The organism is Micromonospora musae (assembly GCF_003626545.1).
Taxonomy (GTDB): domain Bacteria; phylum Actinomycetota; class Actinomycetes; order Mycobacteriales; family Micromonosporaceae; genus Micromonospora; species Micromonospora musae.
Window position 1 is genome coordinate 1 of record NZ_RAZS01000004.1, and the last position, 20,293, is coordinate 20,293.

Annotated in this window: 15 protein-coding genes, 5 tRNA genes and 1 pseudogene; 13 read left to right on the forward strand and 8 right to left on the reverse strand. The window is 71.9% G+C overall.

All coding sequences use genetic code 11. The features are described from left to right. Positions 1 to 132: pseudogene (locus D7147_RS11840) on the forward strand (IS481 family transposase); the annotation flags it as partial. A 9-nt stretch (positions 133 to 141) separates the two neighbouring features. Here D7147_RS11840 and D7147_RS11845 read toward each other — a convergent pair. Continuing rightward, a complete protein-coding gene (locus tag D7147_RS11845) occupies positions 142 to 3,222 on the reverse strand; it encodes a S8 family peptidase (protein WP_147437391.1) in 3,081 nt (1,026 codons plus the stop codon). Positions 3,223 to 3,652: 430 nt separating this feature from the next. Here D7147_RS11845 and D7147_RS11850 point away from each other — a divergent pair, with 430 nt between their 5' ends. Next, positions 3,653 to 5,221: a hypothetical protein gene (locus tag D7147_RS11850; RefSeq protein WP_120676817.1), complete on the forward strand. Its 1,569-nt coding sequence runs from the start codon at positions 3,653 to 3,655 to the stop codon at positions 5,219 to 5,221. A 13-nt stretch (positions 5,222 to 5,234) separates the two neighbouring features. Further along, positions 5,235 to 6,563, forward strand: a complete 1,329-nt coding sequence (locus tag D7147_RS11855) for a hypothetical protein (protein ID WP_120676819.1) — start codon at positions 5,235 to 5,237, stop codon at positions 6,561 to 6,563. A gap of 138 nt (positions 6,564 to 6,701) precedes the next feature. Here D7147_RS11855 and D7147_RS11860 read toward each other — a convergent pair. Then, positions 6,702 to 6,776: transfer RNA gene (locus D7147_RS11860), tRNA-Val, on the reverse strand. Positions 6,777 to 6,828: 52 nt separating this feature from the next. Continuing rightward, positions 6,829 to 6,901, reverse strand: a tRNA-Gly gene (locus tag D7147_RS11865). A 151-nt stretch (positions 6,902 to 7,052) separates the two neighbouring features. On the opposite strand from D7147_RS11865, the gene D7147_RS11870 reads away from it, so the two are divergent. After that, a complete protein-coding gene (locus D7147_RS11870; protein ID WP_120676821.1) occupies positions 7,053 to 7,340 on the forward strand; it encodes a DUF6458 family protein in 288 nt (95 codons plus the stop codon). Positions 7,341 to 7,439: 99 nt separating this feature from the next. On the opposite strand, the gene D7147_RS11875 is transcribed toward D7147_RS11870, so the two are convergent. Then, positions 7,440 to 8,258: an isocitrate lyase/PEP mutase family protein gene (locus tag D7147_RS11875; RefSeq protein WP_120676823.1), complete on the reverse strand. Its 819-nt coding sequence runs from the start codon at positions 8,256 to 8,258 to the stop codon at positions 7,440 to 7,442. 73 nt (positions 8,259 to 8,331) lie between these two features. Here D7147_RS11875 and D7147_RS11880 point away from each other — a divergent pair, with 73 nt between their 5' ends. After that, positions 8,332 to 9,303, forward strand: a complete 972-nt coding sequence (locus D7147_RS11880) for an ArsR/SmtB family transcription factor (RefSeq protein WP_120676825.1) — start codon at positions 8,332 to 8,334, stop codon at positions 9,301 to 9,303. A 29-nt stretch (positions 9,304 to 9,332) separates the two neighbouring features. Here D7147_RS11880 and D7147_RS11885 read toward each other — a convergent pair whose 3' ends face one another. Further along, positions 9,333 to 9,971, reverse strand: a complete 639-nt coding sequence (locus tag D7147_RS11885; RefSeq protein ID WP_233563105.1) for a YceI family protein — start codon at positions 9,969 to 9,971, stop codon at positions 9,333 to 9,335. A 520-nt stretch (positions 9,972 to 10,491) separates the two neighbouring features. On the opposite strand from D7147_RS11885, the gene D7147_RS11890 reads away from it, so the two are divergent. After that, a complete protein-coding gene (locus D7147_RS11890; protein WP_147437392.1) occupies positions 10,492 to 11,427 on the forward strand; it encodes a hypothetical protein in 936 nt (311 codons plus the stop codon). Positions 11,428 to 11,550: 123 nt separating this feature from the next. Here D7147_RS11890 and D7147_RS11895 read toward each other — a convergent pair. From D7147_RS11895 to D7147_RS11905, 3 genes are all read right to left on the reverse strand, one after another. Beyond that, positions 11,551 to 11,625, reverse strand: a tRNA-Val gene (locus D7147_RS11895). A 17-nt stretch (positions 11,626 to 11,642) separates the two neighbouring features. Beyond that, positions 11,643 to 11,713, reverse strand: a tRNA-Cys gene (locus tag D7147_RS11900). A gap of 34 nt (positions 11,714 to 11,747) precedes the next feature. Beyond that, positions 11,748 to 11,820: transfer RNA gene (locus D7147_RS11905), tRNA-Gly, on the reverse strand. Positions 11,821 to 12,096: 276 nt separating this feature from the next. On the opposite strand from D7147_RS11905, the gene D7147_RS11910 reads away from it, so the two are divergent. The 7 genes from D7147_RS11910 (at position 12,097) to D7147_RS11940 (ending at position 20,276) form a co-directional block, all read left to right on the forward strand. After that, positions 12,097 to 12,699, forward strand: coding sequence for a TetR/AcrR family transcriptional regulator (locus D7147_RS11910; RefSeq protein ID WP_120676831.1), 603 nt, complete (start codon positions 12,097 to 12,099; stop codon positions 12,697 to 12,699). A 70-nt stretch (positions 12,700 to 12,769) separates the two neighbouring features. After that, positions 12,770 to 13,351 carry a TIGR03086 family metal-binding protein gene (locus D7147_RS11915; RefSeq protein WP_120676833.1) on the forward strand — a complete coding sequence of 194 codons (582 nt, stop codon included), beginning with the start codon at positions 12,770 to 12,772 and terminating at the stop codon, positions 13,349 to 13,351. 385 nt (positions 13,352 to 13,736) lie between these two features. Next, positions 13,737 to 16,676, forward strand: coding sequence for a M36 family metallopeptidase (locus tag D7147_RS11920; protein ID WP_120676835.1), 2,940 nt, complete (start codon positions 13,737 to 13,739; stop codon positions 16,674 to 16,676). A 159-nt stretch (positions 16,677 to 16,835) separates the two neighbouring features. Continuing rightward, complete coding sequence (locus D7147_RS11925) at positions 16,836 to 17,504, forward strand: class I SAM-dependent methyltransferase (RefSeq protein ID WP_120676837.1); 669 nt, start codon at positions 16,836 to 16,838, stop codon at positions 17,502 to 17,504. Positions 17,505 to 17,606: 102 nt separating this feature from the next. Next, positions 17,607 to 18,542, forward strand: coding sequence for an ATP-binding cassette domain-containing protein (locus D7147_RS11930; RefSeq protein ID WP_120676839.1), 936 nt, complete (start codon positions 17,607 to 17,609; stop codon positions 18,540 to 18,542). Continuing rightward, complete coding sequence (locus D7147_RS11935; protein ID WP_120676841.1) at positions 18,539 to 19,342, forward strand: ABC transporter permease subunit; 804 nt, start codon at positions 18,539 to 18,541, stop codon at positions 19,340 to 19,342. The genes D7147_RS11930 and D7147_RS11935 overlap by 4 nt, the downstream gene beginning before the upstream one ends. 67 nt (positions 19,343 to 19,409) lie before the next feature. Continuing rightward, entirely contained in the window at positions 19,410 to 20,276 is an 867-nt protein-coding gene (locus D7147_RS11940) for a polysaccharide deacetylase family protein (protein ID WP_120676843.1), read from the forward strand. Positions 20,277 to 20,293: the final 17 nt, after the last annotated feature.

Below are 20,293 nucleotides of genomic sequence, written 5' to 3' on the forward strand. Positions count from 1 at the left end.
TACCGGTCCGAAGCCGCCCGACGAGCGGCCTTGCCCGCCTGGCTCCATGCCTACAACAATCACCGCCACCACACCGCCCTCGGCGGCCCACCCGCCAGCCGCGTCCCCAACCTCTCCGGGCAGAACACCTAAGGGGATGATTCAGGACTGGACGGTGATCGGCACGCTCTTGAGCGGACCGTCGCCGTTGCGGAACTCGAGCTGCCCGACGTAGCGGACCCCGGGCTTCAGACCGGACCAGCGCAGCGTCAGCTTCGCCTTGGCCCCCGGCTGCACCGAGCGCTGCTTCGGGTCGATCGTGAGCCGGCCGGTGGAGCTGCCGGGCGCGCCCGGCAGGTAGGTGGTGACGGTGTAGCCGACGCCGTCCTGGCCGGCCGGCAGGTTCTCGACGAACTCCTGCTCGACGACGATGACGTAGTCCCCGGCGGCCGGCAGGTCCACCCGCGCGCCGCGGCGGGAGCTGACCGTGGCGGTGACGAACTTACCGGCGGTGTCGTAGACGTAGGCGCTGTACTCGGTGCACGCCATCACCCCCTCCTCGTCCTCCCAGTCGATGGCCGAGCAGGCCGGCAACTGCGAGGTCACCAGCACGTGCGGGTTGCTGGTGCCGGCCGGAACGTGCACGGTGCTGCGGTACATCGAGGCGGGCAGCGGAGTCGGCAGGTTGTCCAGCGAGGACCAGTCCCAGGACGCCCCCTCGCCGCGCAGCGTGACCGCGTCGGCGGTGCCCGCGGTCAGGCCGGTGAGCTGCGAGATCAGCTTGCCCTGGTAGCCGACCTCGGTGGGGATCTTGACGCTGCCGGAGGTGCCGGCGCCGGTGATCGCGTCGGGGGCGATCAGCCCGCTGTTCTGCACGACCAGCGGGATCCGCACGTCGTGCCGGTACTGGTCGCGCCAGGTCAGCGCGCCGTCGGCCCACGTGTCGAACGCGCCGCCGCTGTTGGTGACCTCCACCGTGAAACGGGCCGTCTTACCGGGGCGGACGGTGAACTTGGCCGGGGTGACCTTCACCTTGTAACCGGCCGGCGCATCGACCGAGGCGGTGTACGTGCTGCTCCGGTCGCTGACGTTGGTGACGGTGCGGGTCACCTTCTGCTTGCCGACCATCCGGCCCAGGGCGATCGACGGGTAGTTCAACTGGACGGTGTCGATCGCACCGATCTCGTCGCAACCCTCCACGTTCGCCCCGGTCTCACTCGCCCGGTCCTCGTCCAGCCCGCACAGGTACTGCAGCCAGTCCTGCGAGGTGGAGTCGTAGACCAGGCCCGGGTCGAACGCACCGCCGGGCTGCACCTCACCGGCGCCGTAGTTCAGCGGGGTCGCGTCGTAGCTGCCGATCTTGATCGGGTTGCCCTTGTCGGTGCGGTCGACCGCGCTGGTCATCAGCGCCGAACGGACCGCCGACGGCGACCAGTCCGGGTGCTTGGCTAGCACCAGCGCGGCGATGCCGGCGATGTGCGGCGCCGCCATCGACGTACCGGACTCCAGGGCGAAGTCGTTGCCGCCGGCCGACGGCGAGAACGCCGCGACCACGTCCACGCCGGGGGCGCTGATGTCCGGCTTCAGCAGGTCACCGGCGCTCAACTTCGACGGACCCGCCGCGGAGAAGGGGGCGACGGAGGGGGCCTCGACCGTCTCCAGGGTGCTCGGCGAGATGCTCGCCGTGGCGTTGCCGCCGGCGACGTACGCGAGGACCGCCGCCGCGTCGACCTCGTCGATGTGCACGGAGGGCACGGCCTGCACGTCGGCGTTGAGGGAGTTCAACGTGTCGTTGTACATCACCATGCCGATACCGCCGGCCTGCGCGACGGCGATGCTCTTGTCGGTACGCGGGATCTCGCCGCGTAGACACATCACGATCTTGCCCCTGACCTTGGCCGGGTCCAACACGTCGTCGGCGCAGAGCTCGGCCGCGTAGGTGTTGTTCGGGTCGATCGCGCTGTCCCGCGCGGTGACCAGCGGGGCCGGTCCGACGCCGGTCTCGCCCATGCCCACACCCGCGATGGTGGTGCCGTTGCCGAGGGTGAGCTTCCGGGTGTACTGCTGGTCGGTGGCGGTCGCGGCCACCGTGGTCACCCACGGGCTGGAGTTGTCGACGGTGCTCGGCGTCGGACCGGCGTTGCCGGCGGCCGCCGACACGAAGACCCCGGCCACGGCGGCGTTGAAGAACGCCGCGTCGATCGCGTTGAGGGTCTCGTTGTCGTCACCGACCGAGTAGTTGATCACGTCGACGCCGTCGGCGACCGCGTCGTCGATGGCGTGCACGATGTCGATCTCGCTGCCCACGGCCGAGCCGGCGCCGTCGTCGTAGAGCGCCTTGTAGACCGCGAGCCGGGCGGCCGGCGCCATGCCGGAGATCGTGCCGAGGTCACGGCCGCCGGAGCTGGCCCGGACGCCGTTGTTGCCGGCGGCGGTGCTCGCCGTGTGGGTGCCGTGGCCGTTGCGGTCACGGGGCGAGAGGAAGTCGTCGGGGAACGCGTCGGCGATTCCGCTGTCGTTGTACCAGCGCGCCCCGATCACCTTGTTGTTGCAGGTGACCGGCGCCTCGACGCCGACGTCGCAGGCGCCCTTCCACTTGCCGTCGATGACCGCCTGGTCCGGACGCGGGCTGGGCAGCGGCGCGAAGCTCGCGCTCTCCGGCCAGAAGCCGCTGTCGATGACCCCGACGATCATGCCTTCGCCGGCCCGGTCGGTGCCGCCGAACTGCTCCCGCCACACCCCGTAGCGGCCGGTCAGGCCCAGGTAGTCCGGGGTGTGGGAGGTGAGCGCGTGCACCTTGCGGTCCGGGTAGACCGCCCGCACGCCGCTGCTCGCGCGCAGCCGGGCGGCCTGCGGCCCGGTGAGCTCCGCCACGAAGCCGTTGAACGCCGTCTCCATCGTCACCCGGGGCTTGCTGGTGACGCCCACCCCGGCCAGCACGTCGGTGCGCTCGCGGCGCAGGTGCTCCCGGTAGGCCGTGGCGCTGCCGGAGCTCCGGTTCAGCTTGCCGCCCCGGGCCGGCTTGGTCGCCGCGATCCCGGCCACGCCGCCGGTGTAGGTCGCCAACGGCTCGCCGTCGAGCTGGACGAGGTACCGGGCGGTCGGTTCGCCGCCGGTCGCCCCGGCGGCGGTGGCGGCGCCCCCGGTCATACTCGTGAGGCCGGCCGCGACCAGCGTCGCCGCGGCAAGCATGCTCACCCCGCGCCGGGTACGCCCGGCCCGTGGCAGGTTCCGTTCTGGCACGTCGTCGTCCTCCGCATCGTGTGCCGCCCGTCACGCGAACGGTGACGGTGGCCGAAACGTAGGAGCGACAGCCGATCACGCGAAAGCGGCCGCAACCCAGCCGTTACCTTGGAAACAGTCTCGTAACGTCACGGGTACTTTCCATGTCATTTGGCGGGCCGCGGGCCGCTCCGAGGGGCCGTTCAGTCACCTCCGGTCGGCCGCCGGGAGACCCGGCGCGGACCGACCGGCCCGCCCTCCACGGCGGACGTCGACGGCCCGTCCACCGCCCGTCCGCACCCCCGCCGGTGCGCCTATCGAGTAGCTGACTGTACGGAATTCTCCGGTCACCCGACGCATACGCTCCGACGTGCCTGCCCGTCCCACCAGGCACTCTTCCCGTCGGCAGCCCGAACCCGGGATCCGGGCCACCTGCTCGAATGAGGTCCGTATGACCACAGTGGTGCACGCCGCCGAGCCCGTCGTGGGCTGGCGACGACGTCTGGGGGCGATACCCGTCGTCCCGGTTCTCGTCAGCGCGTTACTGCCCGTCCTGGTGCTGAGCAGCCCGGCGGCGGCAGCCGATCTCAACATGACGGTCCGGGTGACCGTCGAACGCGTCGAGGGCCACGACTTCGGCGAGAACCCCGACTTCTACAGCTACGTGGAGATCGCCGGCGAGTCGTTCAACAACGAGGACACCCCGGCGACCGACCCGTTCGAGGACACCTACACGATCGAACCGAACTGGGAGTTCTCCAAGCAGGTCGCCCTCTCCAGCGGCACCGTCCCCATCTACCTGGAGATCCGCGACGAGGACGGCTTCCTCCGCTTCGACGACGACCTCGCCGACCTCGACCCCGACGGCGACGACCCGGACGACCCCTCGGACAACGACGACGACACCGACCAGTCACTGAGCTTCACACTCGACCTCAACGCCTGCACGGTGACCGGCGACCTGAACGGCGGCTGCGGCGTCTTCACCAGCACCGGAACGCCGGACGAGTCGGCCTCCGTCCGGCTACGGGTCGAGGTCACCGAACCCCCGGCCGCCCCGGGCATCCGGATCCGATGCCTGCACACACCGCTCTTCCCGCAGGTCGGCGACACCGTCACCATCACCGCGGAGTTCCTCGACGGCGCGCTCGCCCCGACCCGCGCCGACACGCTGGAGATCTGGGTCAACGACCGCACCGCACCCCGGACGAGCGCCTCCAACTCGCTCACCCTGACGTACAACCACACCATCACCGGCGGAGGCAGCTTCAGTTACGGCTGCCGCGGCATCGACGCCAGCGTCCCCATCTTCACCGGGTGGCGGTCGGTGGCGGCGACCGCCGGAGCCGGCGACGAGATCCAGGTGCTCTACACCGGCAGCACCTACAGCCGGGTGGACTGGGTGTTCGTCGGCGACTCCGACGACTACAGCGGCGCCGCCGACCCGCAGTTCCAGGCGGACGTACAGCAGATCATCTACAACTCGTTCTACAGCTACGACCCGTTCCTCGTGCACCAGGACGCGATGAACTTCTGGCTCCAGGTCGGCACCGGCCAGGCGGACCCGGCCGAGGACGGCTGCGACCACGAGGTGCCCGACTCCGGCTGGGCCGACAGCGTGATGGTGGTGCACGTCGACTCGTTCCGCGACTGCGCCATGGGCGGCTCGAACGTCTTCTCCGGCGAGAACAACAGCTTCAACACGATCCGCCACGAGTCCGGGCACCGTCCGTTCGGGCTCGCCGACGAGTACTGCTGCGACGGTGGCTACTACCAGCAGGACGTCTTCCCGAACGTGTACGAGGAGCCGGAGGACTGCGCGGACGACGCGCCGGACCTCGGCCGTACCGCCTCGGACTGCCGGGAGTTCGAGGAGGAGATCGAGAACTGGGACGACTTCGACTGGTCGGTCTCCGACCCGGCCTCGAACGACCTGATGGTGGACAACACCACCGCGCAGGCGGCCGACACCAGACGCATCGAGTGGTACTTCGCCGAGTGCCGCGGCGCGAAGTGCTGAGGGGATGAGGACGATGCGCAGGACAACCAACTCGCGCCGCCGGCTGGCCTGGTGGCTGCTACCGGTCGCGGTCGGCGGGGCGCTCTGGGCCGGGGCCCCGGCCCTCTCGGACCCCGCGAACGATCCGACGATCCAACCGATCCCCGACTTCGCCGCCGACGCCGCCGCGGACGAGGCCAAGTCGATAGTCGTACGGGTCTCCTTCAACGGTCGGGCCAACGCCACCGTCATCGACATCGAGGTCGTCGACGAACGCGCCCCCTCGCACCTGGGGGCGCCACCGCTGTCCAAGGTGGACGTCCTCGGCGAGGCCGGCCTGATCGGGACCTTCAACGACTGGCACCCGATGTGGGAGCTCGGCGAGGAGGCCGCCGGTGGCGGCGAGACCCGCCGGCTCAACCCGCAGGCGTCGGGGCGCTGGATCGCCCCGTTCGACCGGGACGCGACCACCATCGTGGTCACCGACATCGCCGCCGCCGACGAGATCGTACGGGCCGACCTCACCGCCGCGATCCACGAGTTCTGCCTGGCCAACCCCGACGACGAGGAGTGCCTCCGGGCCGACCTCGCGGTCGAGGCGGTCACCGTCTCCGCCGCGCCGCCGATCGGCCTGGTCGGCGCGGACGCCACGATCACCGTCGAGACCGTCGTGACCAACAACGGCCCCGACGGCCCGGCCGACGTGGGACTCACCACCACCGCGGCGGCCGGCCCGGGGGTGACGGTGACGCCCGCCACCCAGTCGGCGACGCTGCCCGGCGTCGCGGTGAACGCCGACGTCACCGAATCCGACCAGTGGACGGTGCGGTGCGACACCCCCGGCCAGCACACCGTCACCTTCACCTCGACGGTGGCGACCGTCCACGCGGCCGACGTCGACCTGGTGGCCGCGAACAACACCCGATCCACCACCCACACCATCGACTGCGCGGTGCCGGTCACCGTCAACATCAAGCCCGGCGGCGACCCGAACAGCATCAACCTGGGCGCCGGCGGGAACAACGCGCCCCTGGCGGTGCTCACCACGACGGCGGGCGAGTACGGAAACCCGCTCGCCTTCGACGCCCGGACCGTCGTCGCCACGACGGCGCGCTTCGGGAACCGAACGGTGGTGCTCGGCGGTGGCGGCGGCGCCGAGACGCACGACCGGCGGCACGACGAGCGCAGCTACGAACTCGACGAGCGGACCCGTGACGCCGACCTCGACGCCGTGCTGCACTTCCGGGCCCGCGACGGCGGCTTCACGACCGGGGACACCGAAGGCTGCCTGATCGGTAAATTCGCCGTCCCGGCCGGCACCTTCACCTTCTTCGGTTGCGGGCCGGTCCGCATCGTGCCCTGAGCCTCGGGCCCCACTGGTCGTGGTCCTTCCCGCCCGGCGGGGAGGACCACGACCGCGAGGAGGGCGTACGCAACGCCCCGGACGCAGTACGGCTCGTCACCGAATACCGGTGACGAGCCGTGGAACCGCTGCTGAAGCTGGTGGGCGATACTGGGTTTGAACCAGTGACCTCTTCCGTGTCAAGGAAGCGCGCTCCCACTGCGCCAATCGCCCGTGGTGACCGCCCAGGCCCGGAACACCGCGGCGTCCGTCAGGCGAATCTGCGAGCGGACGACGGGATTCGAACCCGCGACCCTCACCTTGGCAAGGTGATGCGCTACCAGCTGCGCTACGTCCGCACGTCCCCGGCGAGCGCCGGTGACGAGGTGAACTCTACCTGATCCCAAGATCGGCCGACGCGGCACCCGGCCGTTGCGTGGTTGCGCCGTCCGGCAGTGGGGTACTGAGGCACCCGACAGCGCATCACGTCCCGCCAGAAGGAGGGCTGTCATGGGTATCGGAACCAGCATCTTCCTGATCGCCGTCGGCGCGATCCTCACCTTCGCACTCGACGCCAACATCGGCGGTATCGACCTCGACGTCGTCGGCTGGATCCTCATGGCGGCCGGCGTGCTCGGCCTCATCATGACCACACTCATCTGGGGCCGCCGCCGGCAGGTGGTCACCGCCGACGAGCCGGTCCGCCGCGTCGAGGAGCCCGTCGAGTACCGCCGCGTCGAGGAGCCGGTGCAGTACCGCCGCGTGGAGGAGCGCCGGGACGTCGCCCCGCCGCTGTGACGCCGGACGCCGCCACCGACCTGCCTCGCCGCGCGGGCCAGGGCACCTCGCGGGCCGACCCCCTCAAGCCGAGCGGGTCGGCCCGCTCCGGTCGCGCCGTCAGCGCATCAACTCGTTGAACGCGCCGTAGTCGATCGCGTCGGCGAGCGCCCCGTAGGTGCCCGCGCCGAACGCCTCGTCGGCCGCGCGGCGGGCCACCGCGTACGCGGCCTCGGCCACCGACGAGCCGAGGCTCACCCGGGCCACCCCGAGCGCGGCCAGCTCGGCGACCGCCGGAGCGCCCGGCCCGACCAGCACGTTCAGCGGCGCCGACACCGACTCGACCAAGGCACGGATGGCCCCGGGGTCAATGACGCCCGGCACGAAGACGCCGTCCGCGCCGGCCGCCAGGTACGCCCCGGCCCGGCTCACCGTCTCGTCGAGGCCACCCGCGCCGGCCAGGAACGTGTCGACCCGGGCGTTGACGTACAGCGGCACACCGGCCTCGTCGGCCGCGGCCCGGACCGCCGCGATCCGGGCGCACTGGTCGGCCACGTCGCGCAGCGGCGCACCGCCCTCGCCTCGGGCATCCTCGATGTTCACGCCCACCGCGCCGGCGGCGATGACCGCCCGTACGGTCTCGGCGACGTCCGCCGGCGTGGCGCCGTACCCGGACTCGATGTCCGCGGTGACCGGCAGCGACCCCGCGGCGGCGGCCACGCGGCGGACCACCTCGACGGCCGCGTCACGGCCGAGGACGTCCCCGTCCGGGGCGCCCACGCTCCAGGAGACACCGGCGCTGGTGGTGGCCACGGCGCGGGCCCCCGCGGCCGCCACGATCCGGGCGCTCGCGGCGTCCCAGGCGTTGACGAGGACCAGCGGCGACCCGGGGGTGTGCAGGGATCGGAAGAGTTCAGCTCGGATGCGGTGTTCACTCACCCGGCAAGTCTCGGCCCCGCCCTACCGGCCGCAGTACTGTTTTAGTCCCAGCTGAATCCACCGGGAGGTGTAGGTGGTCGCGATCGGCCTGTCGGCAGGTGCCGTCGCCCGCATCCGGTTCGCCGTCTCCTGCCTCTGGGAGGTCGTCGCGAGCCTCCGGGTGCTGCGCGACCCCGGCGACCACGCCGTCCACCTGCCCTGGGCACGCCGGGTACGGCCACGACTGGCCGAGGTCGGGCTCGACGGCGGCCTGCTCTGGCAGCTCGTACCCGCCCCGCCCGGCTACCTGGCGGACTTCCTCACCCCGCCGGCCGCCAGCCTCGACCCGGACCTGGCCACCGAACTGTCCGCCCTGCGCGACACCAGCGCCGAAACCGTCCGCGCGCACCTCGACCTCTACCCCGGAACGCCCGGCCCGGCCGTGGCCGCCCTCCAGGACGATCCCGAGTCCGGACTACGCCGGTTGACCGAGGAGATCGAGGCGTACTGGCGGATCGCCCTGGCGCCGGACTGGGCGCGGATCCGGGCGCTGCTCGACGCGGAGGTCACCGCCCGCGCCCGCCTGCTCGCCGACAGAGGCGCCGCCGCGCTCCTCAACGACCTGCACCAGCAGGTCCGCTGGGAGGACGACACCCTGCTGATCGCGCAGCGGCACTGCCTGGCCCCGGACGTCCAGGAGGGCCCGGGCCTCGTACTGGTCCCGTCGGTGTTCGTCTGGCCGTCGGTGCTCAGCATCTCCGCCGGGGAGACCCCGCAGCTCGCCTACCCCGCCCGGGGGATCGGCGCGGTGTGGGAACTCCCGGCCGCCGCCCCGGACGCCCTGGCCTCGCTGGTCGGCCGCGGTCGGGCCCGAATGCTGGCCGAACTCGCCGCCCCGCTCAGCACCACCGAGCTGGCCCGCCGTACCGGAATGTCCGCCGGCGGGGTGTCCCAGCACCTCACCGTGCTACGCGCGGCCGGACTGGTGGTGACGCGCCGGCGCGGTCGGCTGTTGCTCAGCACACGCACGGAGGTCGCCGAGGCGTTGCTCGCCGCCTCCCGCTGACGCCGGCAGACTCCTGTGGACCGGCCCCGTCAGGACTGGCGGATCGCCTCGGCCGCGATCTCGATCCGGACGCTCTTGCCGACGAGCACGCCGCCACCCTCCAGGGCGACGTTCCACAGCAGGCCGTAGTCCTCACGGTCGAACTCGGCGGTCGCGGTGAACCCGAAGATCTCCTGCCCGGAGAGGTCGGTACGAGTACCGCCGAACTCCACCTGAAGGTCGACGGGGCGGGTGATGTCCTTGATCGTCAGCTCACCGGTGAGCACGAACCGGCCGGAGGCGCGAACCGGCGGCGGGTCGACCTCGACCCCTCCCCGGCGCGAGAGGAGGCGGTTGTTGCCGCGCAGCCGCGCCCAGAAGAAGATCGGGTCGGTCTCGTCCTGCGGAATCATCCCGGTGCTGCGGTACTCGAGCGTGGGGTAGCGCTCCACATTGAGGAAGTCGGGGCTCTTCAGGTGCACGTCCCGCTCGTCGTGCCCGGTGACGATGCTCGCCGACCGGATGCTGGCCATCACCGACGAGCGCAGCGGATCCTCGTCGACGACGATCCAGGCCTTCCCCTCGGTGAACTCGCCGCGCACCGGGCTGACCATCATGTGCCGGCCCACGAAACCGATCCGCTTGTGTGCCTGGTCGAGCTGGTAGCTGCCGGCGGCCGGGATCGTCATGCCCTTCCACACCCTCGTGGCTGGACCCGTCATCGTTTCGTGCCTTTCCCTGACCTTCGGGTCCGCTTGGCCGCTCGTCGTCACGTGCCGCGAGGCCTGCGGACGCCTCCCCCGAGCGCTCAGAATAAGGCGTATCGAATTCACGTCCAGGCGTGTCGAACTGATGGCGACGAGTGGCTGACAACCGACACCGAACGGCCCTTCCCGGCCCCGCGGACGACAAATCCCTTGGTGGCGCGGGGAATCCGGCCTACTCGGCGCCACCAGCAAGGAGACCGGTTTCGATTCGGCCCCGCTTTTCTCCGTACCGGAGGCGGTTCACCGGCGTGAAGAATCTCACGGGAGAGCGACAACTAATTGCCGTGGTGCAGTTATGGGAAAGTCAGCAATTGCGACAGATCAACCGCCGGCGCGGGGCGTCCGCCGGCCGGTACGGGGCACCCCGGAGAAGCCGCACGCCGACTCCCGCCACCACCCACGGGACGGCTGCCGCATGGGAGATCGACTAGAGTCCCCGGCCATGACCGCCGTGGAGGCGCCTGTCGCGCCGACGCCCCCCGCCCCGACGGAGCCGTCCACACCCCCATCGGTGACCACACCGCGTCCGCTGGGTCTCGCCGGCTGGCCGCGCGTCGTGCGCACCCTGATGATGATGGCCGGCGCGGCTGCGGCGCTCGGGGTCGCGTACACCAGCCCGGACCGGCTCCTGCCCGAGTCCCGCAACGAGTGGCTGCTGTGGGCGTCCGCCGCCGGGCTGCTCGGCGCGCTCAGCGGATCGACAATCGGCTCGGGCGTGGCCCGCTGGCACGATCTTCAGCAGATCCAGCACGTCCCGATCCGCCGGATCGTCTCGTCGGTGCTGGCCTTCCTCCTGCTCGTGGCCGGCGCGGTGGCCGCCGCGCACGCCATCCTGGGCCGCGGACTGACCTGGCGGTTCGGAGTCTTCCTCGGCATCGTCATCCTCGGGGCGCTGCCGGCCGGAGCCACCCTCGCCGGGCTGCGGATCATCTCGATGCGCGGTCTCGCCGGCACCCCCGGCGAGCAGCTCGCCGCACTGATGCGGCTACGCCGGATCCTCACGCGGGTGCTGCAGATGATGGGCTCGTTGCTGCTCGTACTGGTGCTGATCGGCGCCGCCTCGGTCGGTTGGGGCAGTTCGGAGACGATCCCCCAGTCCACCGCGCTCGTCATCGGCGCCGCCGGGTCGATCCTCATCGCGCTGATGCACATACCCTCGGCGACCCTGCTGCGCCGGCGCTGCCAGGTGTACGTGGACGAGTTCTCGGACATCGCGCATGTGTCGAAGGCCGATCTGATCACCGCGGCGGAGGATCGGATCAAGCTCGAGGAGATCCTCGGGGTCAACCGCACCAGCCTCAGCGAGCTCCAGTCGGGGCTGGTGATCATAGGCCCGCTCCTCGCGACCTCGATCGCGGCGGTCATTCCCAAGCTCTGACCGCCGCGCCCGCGGCCACCGGGTTGCGCCAGCGCCGCCGAGCTGCGCTACCGGGCGGGGGCAGGAAACGAAACAGCTCGCCACCGATGATCGGTGACGAGCTGTTCTGTCTGTTCGGAAAGCTGGTGGGCGATACTGGGTTTGAACCAGTGACCTCTTCCGTGTCAAGGAAGCGCGCTCCCACTGCGCCAATCGCCCGAGTCTGTGCCTTACCGAGGTGGGGACGGGATTTGAACCCGCGTACACGGCTTTGCAGGCCGTTGCCTCGCCTCTCGGCCACCCCACCGAGGTTGCCCCCGTCATGCGTGGCGGCAGCTCCGAGCGGACGACGGGATTCGAACCCGCGACCCTCACCTTGGCAAGGTGATGCGCTACCAGCTGCGCTACGTCCGCGTGTCATCGGCGTTTCCCGGTGACGGATGAGAACTCTAGCCGAGGCGATGAAAGGTTGCCAACTCGGGGTGCCGACTCGGCGCGTCCGCACCCCGTTTGACCGGTTCGGCCAGGACTGAGCCGGAAGGCCGCATCGCGTAGAGCTTCCTAGGAGACTGGCTCACTCGCCGATGTTACAGAACATCGACGAACTGTCCGCATTCCGACTCTTTGACAGGCCGAAAGCCACTCGATCATAACTGCTTGTGTTCATCCGGATGGGTTACGGTAACGGTCGTGACGAGACGTGCGGCCGAGATCCGCCTGGATGCCCTGCTGCGCACGGCTTGCGACGTGATCGCGGAACGCGGTCTGGCCAACACCCGTACGGCCGACGTCGCGCAGGCCGCCGGGGTGAGCCAGGCGCTTGTCTTCTACCACTTCGCCACGAAGGAACGGCTGCTCGCCCAGGCCTTCGAGTACGCGGTCGAGCAGGACCTGGCCCGCCTGGACGCGGTGGTCAGCTCCCCCAGCCCACCGCTGGCCAAGCTGCGCCGGATCCTGAAGCTCTACGCCCCTGCGGGACGCCCGACCTCCTGGCCGATGTGGATCGACGGGTGGTCGGAGTCGCTGCGTACACCGGATCTGGAGCGCGTCTCCCGCCGGCTGGACCTGCGCTGGCGGGAGGATCTCGCCGCGATCATCGCCGACGGGGTACGCGACGGCACCTTCGAGTGCGCCGACCCGGCCGGGGCGGCCTGGCGGATCAGCGCGGTGATGGACGGCCTCGCGGTGCAGCTGGCTGTCCACGATCGGGTGATCTCCCGGCGGCAGTTCACCGAATGGGTCCGCCTGCTCACCGCTCGGGAGCTCGGCCTGGACCCGGCCGAGCTGGACTGACCGAACCCTCCGGCGCCGGAGACCGGGCAAACGGGCTCGGTTACACCCGACGGCCGGGACAATCGGCGGCATGGACCTGCTGGAGAGCTATCGCCGCAGCCTGGCCGACTTCATCGACCGGGTGGAGCGGGTCAGCCCCCGGCAGTGGTCGGCGCGAACCCCCTGCTCGGACTGGGACGTCCGCACACTGGTCAACCATGTGGTCGGCGAGGCCCGGTGGAGCGTCCCGCTGCTCGCCGGCCGCACGATCGCCGAGGTCGGTGACCGCTTCGACGGCGACCAACTCGGGGACGAGCCGATCGCGGCCGCCCGCGACGCCGCGTCGCAGGCCGAGATCGCCGCCTTCCACCCCGGCACGCTGGAGCGCACCGTCCACCTCTCCGCCGGTGACGTCCCGGCCTCGGAGTACCTGCACCAACTCCTCGCCGAGCACCTCGTCCACGGCTGGGACCTGACCGTCGCCATCGGGGACGACTCCCGGCTCGACACCGACGCGGTGCGGGAGTGCGCGCGGTGGTTCACTGCGCACGTCGGCGACTACCAGAGCGCAGGGCTGACCCACCCCGGCGTCGACCCGCCCGCCGACGCCGACGATCAGGACCGCCTCATCGCCGCCTTCGGTCGCGATCCACGCTGGACCCCGGCCGGCTGAAGCCCCGGGCCGACCGGGCCGACTATCAGCACGAGGTTGGTCGCCACCCACCCCTCGCCGACGACTCGCTGCGGTCTTCTCCCCCACCGCCTCGGCGGAGGCAGGAGCCGGTCAGGCCAGGACCGCTCCCGCAGCGCTCACGCGACGCCGCTCGCCGCCTCCGCCGGATGCCGACCGCCAAACCCACCCACCGGCAAGCTCCCGCGCCGACGCCCAGCTGCGCCGGCCGGGAGCGCTGCCACGGCGGGGCCGGATCGGCTGAAAGGACCGACGTGCCCTTTCGGACCTTGCCGCCCGGCTCACCTCCTGGTATTTACAAATGCGCATGCATTGTCATGCTGCGCGGCCGGCGGAACGTCGGCCACCGCTCCCACGAGGAGGTCCCGTGCCACACCCCCAGTGGTCACCCTGGATGAGCCGGCGACGCCGCCGGCTCATCCCCGTCCTGGCGGCGACCGCGGTGATCGCCGCGCTGCTGCCCACCGGCGTCAGCTCCGCGGCGCCGACCGGCGGCGCGGCCGCCCCCACGGAGCGCCGCTCCGGTCCCTTCGCCGAGGGGGGACACGAGCACGCTGACGTCGACAACCGGGCCGGCAGCGCCGCGCCCGACGCCCGCCAGCGCGGGCTCGCCAGCAAGGCCGACCCGGACGTGCGGTGGAACAAGCTGGGCACCCCGCACTCGCTGGGCCCCGGCGCGACCCCGCTCGCCACCGGCCTGCCCGCCGAGCCCGAGGCCGCCGCCCGCGCCTACCTCGCCGGCAACCACGACCTGTTCGGGCTGGACGCCGACGCGGTGGTCGCGATGGAGCGGGTGCTGGTCCGCCCGATCGGCAGCGGCGCGGTGGTCACCCTCCGGCAGCGCTTCGGCGACCTGCCCGCCGGGCACGACGGCCTGGTCACGCTCGCGATCAGCGGCGGAAAGGTGCTCTCGGTCAGCTCCTCGCTGTCCCGGGACGCCGCGACGCCCGCCCCGGCCACGCTCACCCAGGAGCAGGCGTACGCCGCCGCGCTCGCCGACGCCGGCCTGGACGCCTCCGGCGTGGCCGACCACACCGTGCGCCCGGTCGCGGTGCCCACCCCGTTGGAGGGGCCGCGCAGCGCGTACGAGGTGACGCTCATCGGCTCGGACAAGGATCACCCGGCCGCCTTCACCACCTACATCGACGGCATCACCGGAAAGGTGCTGGTCCGCGAGGACCTCGTCGACTTCGACTCGGACAACCCGAGCTGGGCGGTCTTCCCGGCCAGCCCGCCGCGCAACCTCGGCCCCGGGCAGGACCCGCGGGTCCGCTGGTGCGGTGAGCCGGGGCGGGGCTGCAAGGCGTCCTACCACGATCCGGCCACCGGCAACGCGTGGGACGTCGACGCCGCCACCGACACGCCGACCTTCACCTCGCGCGGGAACTCGGCCAACACCGTGGTCTCCTGGGGCGCCGGCAGCCCGATGCTGCCCGCCACGACCAGCCCGGAGCGGCGCTACGAGTACCCGTTCACCGACCAGTGGCACCAGGCGAAGTGCAACCCGGAGGTCTTCACCTCGGCGCAGCGCAACGACGCGGACGCCGCCATCGGCAACCTCTTCGCCATGCACAACCGGATGCACGACTGGGCGTACCACCTGGGCTTCACCGAGTCCGCGTGGAACCTGCAGGCGGTCAACCTGACCCCGGAGGGGCTGGGCGGCGACGCCGAGCAGGGCCGGGCCCAGCAGGGCGCGCTGAGCGGCAACCGGAACAACGCCAACCAGGGCACGCCGCGCGACGGCCTGCCGCCGACCACCAACATGTACCTGTGGCAGCCGCAGGCCGGCGGCCCGTACCCGCCCTGCGTCGACGGCGACTACGACATGACGGTGATCGGTCACGAGTACACCCACGCCATCAGCAACCGGATGATCGCCGGCCCGGACAGCGGGATTGGCGGCCACCAGGGCGGCTCGATGGGTGAGTCGTGGAGCGACCTGCTCGCGACCGAGTACCTCTTCCAGCACGGCCTCCGGGCACCGGGCGAGACGCCGTTCATCGTCGGCGGCTACGTCACCGGCAACCTGGTCAGCGGCATCCGGAACTACGACCTCAGCCGCAGCCCGCTCAACTACTCCGACGTCGGCTACAACACCGGCGGCCCGGCCGTGCACGCCGACGGGGAGATCTGGGGCGCCACCAACCACCGGGTCCGTTCCGCCTTCGTGAAGCGGTACGGCCTCGGCACGCCGAAGCTCCAGCTGGCGTGCGCGGAGGGCAAGGTGCCGGCGGACAAGTGCCCGGGCAACCGGCGCTGGTCGCAGCTGGTCTTCGACTCGTTCCTGCTGCAGGCGGCGAGCCAGGTGAGCATGCTCGACATGCGCGACAACATGCTCACCGCCGACCTGCTGCGCTTCGGCGGAGCGAACCAGAACCTGATCTGGACCGAGTTCGCCCGCTCCGGCATGGGCCGGGACGCCGTCACCAACGGCGCCGGCGACACCGACCCCACGCCGAGCTTCGCCTCGCGGGCCGGTGGCAACGCGACGTTCACCCTGCACGCACGGGGGGAGAGCGCCGGGGCGCCGATCCGGCTCTACGTCGGGGCGTACGAGGCGCGGGCCACGCCGATCGCGGACACCGACCCGGCGACCCCGCTGGGGGACACCGTCGAGCTCGTGGCCGGCACGTACGACCTGATCGCGGTGGCGCCCGGCTTCGGGCACCAGCGGATGAAGGTCACCGCCAAGGCCGGCCACAAGACCCAGCACCTCGACCTGAAGCTCGACCGCAACCTCGCGTCCACGACGTCCGGCGCCACGGTCGCCGGTGACGGGGTCAACCTCGACCGGATCGCCGACGACACCGAGGCCACGAACTGGGCCTCGCTCGACGGGGTGACCGGCAAGCAGGTCACCGTGGCGCTGCCCGGCGACCGGGCGCACGTGGTGAAGCGGGTCAACGTCAGCGCGATGCTGCGCCCGGTGATCAGCGGGGACGCCGACGCCAGCAGCCAGAACGCGCTGAGCGCGCTGCGCTCGTTCGCGGTGCTGGCCTGTAACGCGCAGAAGGCCGACTGCACCGACCCGACGAAGTTCAAGCGCATCTACACGAGCAGGAGCGACGCGTTCCCGGGCGGGGCGTACCGGGCGTACACCCGGGACATCAACCTCCGCGAGTTCCGGGTGCCGACCACCCTCGCCACCCACCTGCGACTGGAGGTCCTGGACAGCCAGTGCACGGGCGGCCCGGCGTACGCCGGTGAACAGGACGCCGACCCGGCGACCACGACCGACTGCGCGACCGCCAGCCCGGCGCGCGACCAGGTCCGGATCGCCGAGTTCCAGGTGTTCTCGAAGTGATCGCCGCCGGGGCCGGCGCTCGGCGCCGGCCCCGGCCGACCGCACCACCCGTCGGCCCCGCCCGCTCGGGCGGGGCCGATCGTGCGCGGCCCGGACCCGCCACGGGCTTCCCGGGCCGTCCCCGGCGGGCACCGGTCGCCGGTACGGCAGAATCGGCGGGTGTCCGAGCTCAACAGCACCTTCGTCCGACTGCACGCGCGGCTCGCCCCGGTGGCGTTCGTTCCCGAGGTGCGGCTGCACCAGGCGGACGAGCCGATCGGGCTCTGGGAGCTGACCGAGGGTGAGTTCCGCAGCGACCAGCCGCCACCGTTCTGGGCCTTCGCCTGGGCCGGCGGGCAGGCGCTCGCCCGCTACGTGACCGACCATCCCGAGCTGGTGGCCGACCGCCGGGTGCTCGACCTCGCCTCCGGGTCCGGGCTGGTCGCCGTCGCCGCCGCCCGAGTCGGCGCGACCTCCGTCCGCGCCGTCGAGGTGGACGAGCTGGCGGTGGCGGCGGTCGCGCTCAACGCCGAGGCGAACGGGGTGCGCGTCGACGCCGAGCTCGGCGACATCCTCGACGGCGACGCCGGAGGGGCGCAGGTGGTGCTCGCCGGGGACGTCTTCTACAGCGAGGCGATGGCCCGGCGGATGCTGCGGTTCCTGCTCCGCGCCGCCCGGGCCGGGGCGCGGGTGCTCGTCGGCGACCCCGGGCGGGCGTTCCTGCCCCGGGATCGCTTCGACGAGCTGGCCACGTACGACGTGCCGGTGCCGCCGGCGCTGGAGAGCGCCACGGTGAAGCGCACCACGGTGTGGGAGCTGCGCCCCGGCCTGCCGAAGGCCGACGCCTAGGCCGAAGCCCTCCAGGCCCGCCGTCCCGCCTGACGAAAGTCAGATGCGAGTGGTGCCGTTCGGGCGCGGTGCGACGAGCACCCGAACGCCTAGCGTCAGCGCATGATCACACTACGTGGGTTGACGAAACGGTTCGGGAGTACGACCGCCGTCGACGCCCTGACCGTCGACATCGCACCCGGCCGGGTCACCGGGTTCCTCGGCCCGAACGGCGCCGGCAAGTCCACCACCATGCGGATGATCCTCGGTCTCGACCGGCCCACCGCCGGACAGGCGCTGATCGGCGGGCGGGCGTACCGGGAGCTACGGCACCCGCTGCACGAGGTGGGCGCGCTGCTCGACGCGAAGGCCATCCACCCGGCCCGCTCCGGGCGGGCCCACCTGCTGGCCATGGCGCGCAGCAACGGCATACCGGCACGCCGGGTCGACGAGGTGCTCGCCACCGTCGGGCTGGACGACCGGGCCGCCGCGAAGCCGGGCCGCACCCTCTCGCTCGGCATGGGTCAGCGGCTCGGCATCGCCGGCGCGCTGCTCGGCGACCCGCCGGTGCTGATGTTCGACGAACCGGTCAACGGGCTCGACCCGGACGGGGTGCGCTGGGTACGGCAGCTGATGCGGCTCCTCGCCGGCGAGGGCCGGACCGTCTTCGTCTCCAGTCACCTGATGACCGAGATGCAGCTCACCGCCGACCAGTTGGTGGTCATCGGGCGCGGGCGGCTGCTCGCCGACGCACCGATCGACGAGGTCGTCGCGGGCAGCGCGGTGGCGGTGCGGGTACGCAGCCCCCACCCGGACGGGCTGGCGAAGCTCGCCGAGCGCCTCACCGCGGCCGGGGCGACCGTCGAGGCGGCCGGACCCGACGAGCTGACCGTCACCGGCGCCACCGTCGACCGGGTCGGCGACCTGGCCTACGAGTCGGGTGTGCGGTTGCACGAGCTCAGCCAGCACGGCGCCTCCCTGGAGCGCGCGTTCATGGAACTGACCGCCGACAGCGTCGAGTACGCCGGTGTCCCCGACCCGGTAGGAGAGACCCGATGAGCAGCACCCGCACCCGCACCCGTCCCGCCGGCCGGTCGACGGGGTTCGGCGGCACCGTCGCCGCCGAGTGGACCAAGCTCTGGTCGGTACGGAGCACCTGGTGGACGCTGCTCGCCGCCGTGTTGGTGACCGCCGCCGCAGCCGGACAGTTGGCGATCTACGCGGCGAACGCGAACACCAACGACGATCCGACCGACGACCGTGGGATCGTCACGGTGGGCAGCATCCTCATCGACTCGATGGAGCTCACCCAGTACGCCGTGCTCGCCCTCGGGCTGCTCGCCGTCACCAGCGAGTTCACCAGCGGCACCATCCGTACGACGTTGCAGTGCACCCCGTCGCGCGGCCGCGTACTGCTGGCGAAGGCGGTCGTGACCGCGGCGGTGACCTTCCCGCTCGGCCTGCTGCTCGGCGGAGTCGGCGCGCTGGTGGCCGGGCCGGTGCTCGGCGAGTGGGGCACCGCCCCGGTGGCCGGCACGCTGCGTGACCTGCTGGCGGTCGCCGCCTACCTGGCGCTGGTCGGGGTGCTGGCCCTGGGGTTGGGCGCGGCGCTGCGCAGCGCGGTGCTCACCCTGATCGTGCTCCTGGCCACCCTGATGATCGTGCCGCTGTCGCTCCAGGAGCCGGACATCACCGTCCTCAACCGGATCGCGGACGGCTTCCCCGCCGTGGCGGGTGGACACTTCATGGCCGGGGACGTGGAGCCCTACCCGGCGTCGGCGGGTCTGCTGCTGCTCGTGGGCTGGGCGGTCGTCGCGCTCGGCCTCGGCCGGGTCGCGCTGCGCCGCCGCGACGCGTGAGCGACGAGCCGCGGCGCGGTCCGCGCGCTGACAAAAACCTTATGGTTCGTGAGTACCCTTCACCGGCGTGTCGTCACACCGCGCCCGTCGCGTCCGTCGTTCCCTCGCCGTCTTCCCGGCACTGATCCTCCTCGCGCTCACCGCCTGCGCTCACGAGCCTCGGCACGCCCTCGGCAGCCCGTCCGCCGGGGGCGCGCCGAGCTCGTCGGCCGCATCCTCGCCCGGCGCCGGGACGACACCGACCTCCGGCCCGCCGTCGCCCCCACCGGCGCCCAAGACGCTGCCGTGGTACCTCGCCCAGGTGCCGGACTTCCCACCGGCCCCGCCACCGCAGGTGGTGCGGCCGACCCCGGGCCCCACGGTCCCGCTCTGGTTCCGGGTGCCGACCGACCAGAAGGTCGCCTTCATCACCATCGACGACGGCGGGTTGGCCCGCCCGCCCGCGGTGATCGACTTCATCCGGGAGGCGCACATCCCGGTCACCATGTTCCTGAACTCCCCCGCCGCGGCCGCGCACACCGACTACTTCAAGCAGATCGAGGCGGCGGGCGGGGTCGTCGAGAACCACACGATCACGCACACGTCGCTGCCGGGCCGCTCCTACGCCTACCAGAAGCACGAGATCTGCGGAGCCGCCGACAAGCTGGAGCAGCTCTTCGGCAAGCGGCCGACGCTGTTCCGCCCGCCGTTCGGCGAACGCGACACGAACACGCTGAAGGCCGCTCGCGACTGCGGGATGATCGCGGCGCTGCACTGGCGGGAGACCGTCGACAAGGGCAAGGTGCGCTACCAGACCCCGACGAAGCTCGTGAAGCCCGGCGAGATCCTGCTGATGCACTTCCGGCCGGCCCTCATGGACGACCTGCTCGCCGCGCTGCGCGCGATCCACAAGTCCGGGCTCACCCCGGCGCTGCTGGAGGACTACATCCGGTGACGGCACCGTCCGGGCGG

Bases quoted from the DNA above. Each gene is read 5' to 3' on its own strand.
- D7147_RS11850 (WP_120676817.1), top strand. From the start codon at position 3,653: ATGACCACAGTGGTGCACGCCGCCGAGCCCGTCGTGGGCTGGCGACGA.
- D7147_RS11855 (WP_120676819.1), top strand. From the start codon at position 5,235: ATGCGCAGGACAACCAACTCGCGCCGCCGGCTGGCCTGGTGGCTGCTA.
- D7147_RS11870 (WP_120676821.1), top strand. From the start codon at position 7,053: ATGGGTATCGGAACCAGCATCTTCCTGATCGCCGTCGGCGCGATCCTC.
- D7147_RS11885 (WP_233563105.1), bottom strand. From the start codon at position 9,971: ATGACGATCCCGGCCGCCGGCAGCTACCAGCTCGACCAGGCACACAAG.
- D7147_RS11890 (WP_147437392.1), top strand. From the start codon at position 10,492: ATGACCGCCGTGGAGGCGCCTGTCGCGCCGACGCCCCCCGCCCCGACG.
- D7147_RS11915 (WP_120676833.1), top strand. From the start codon at position 12,770: ATGGACCTGCTGGAGAGCTATCGCCGCAGCCTGGCCGACTTCATCGAC.
- D7147_RS11930 (WP_120676839.1), top strand. From the start codon at position 17,607: ATGATCACACTACGTGGGTTGACGAAACGGTTCGGGAGTACGACCGCC.
- D7147_RS11935 (WP_120676841.1), top strand. From the start codon at position 18,539: ATGAGCAGCACCCGCACCCGCACCCGTCCCGCCGGCCGGTCGACGGGG.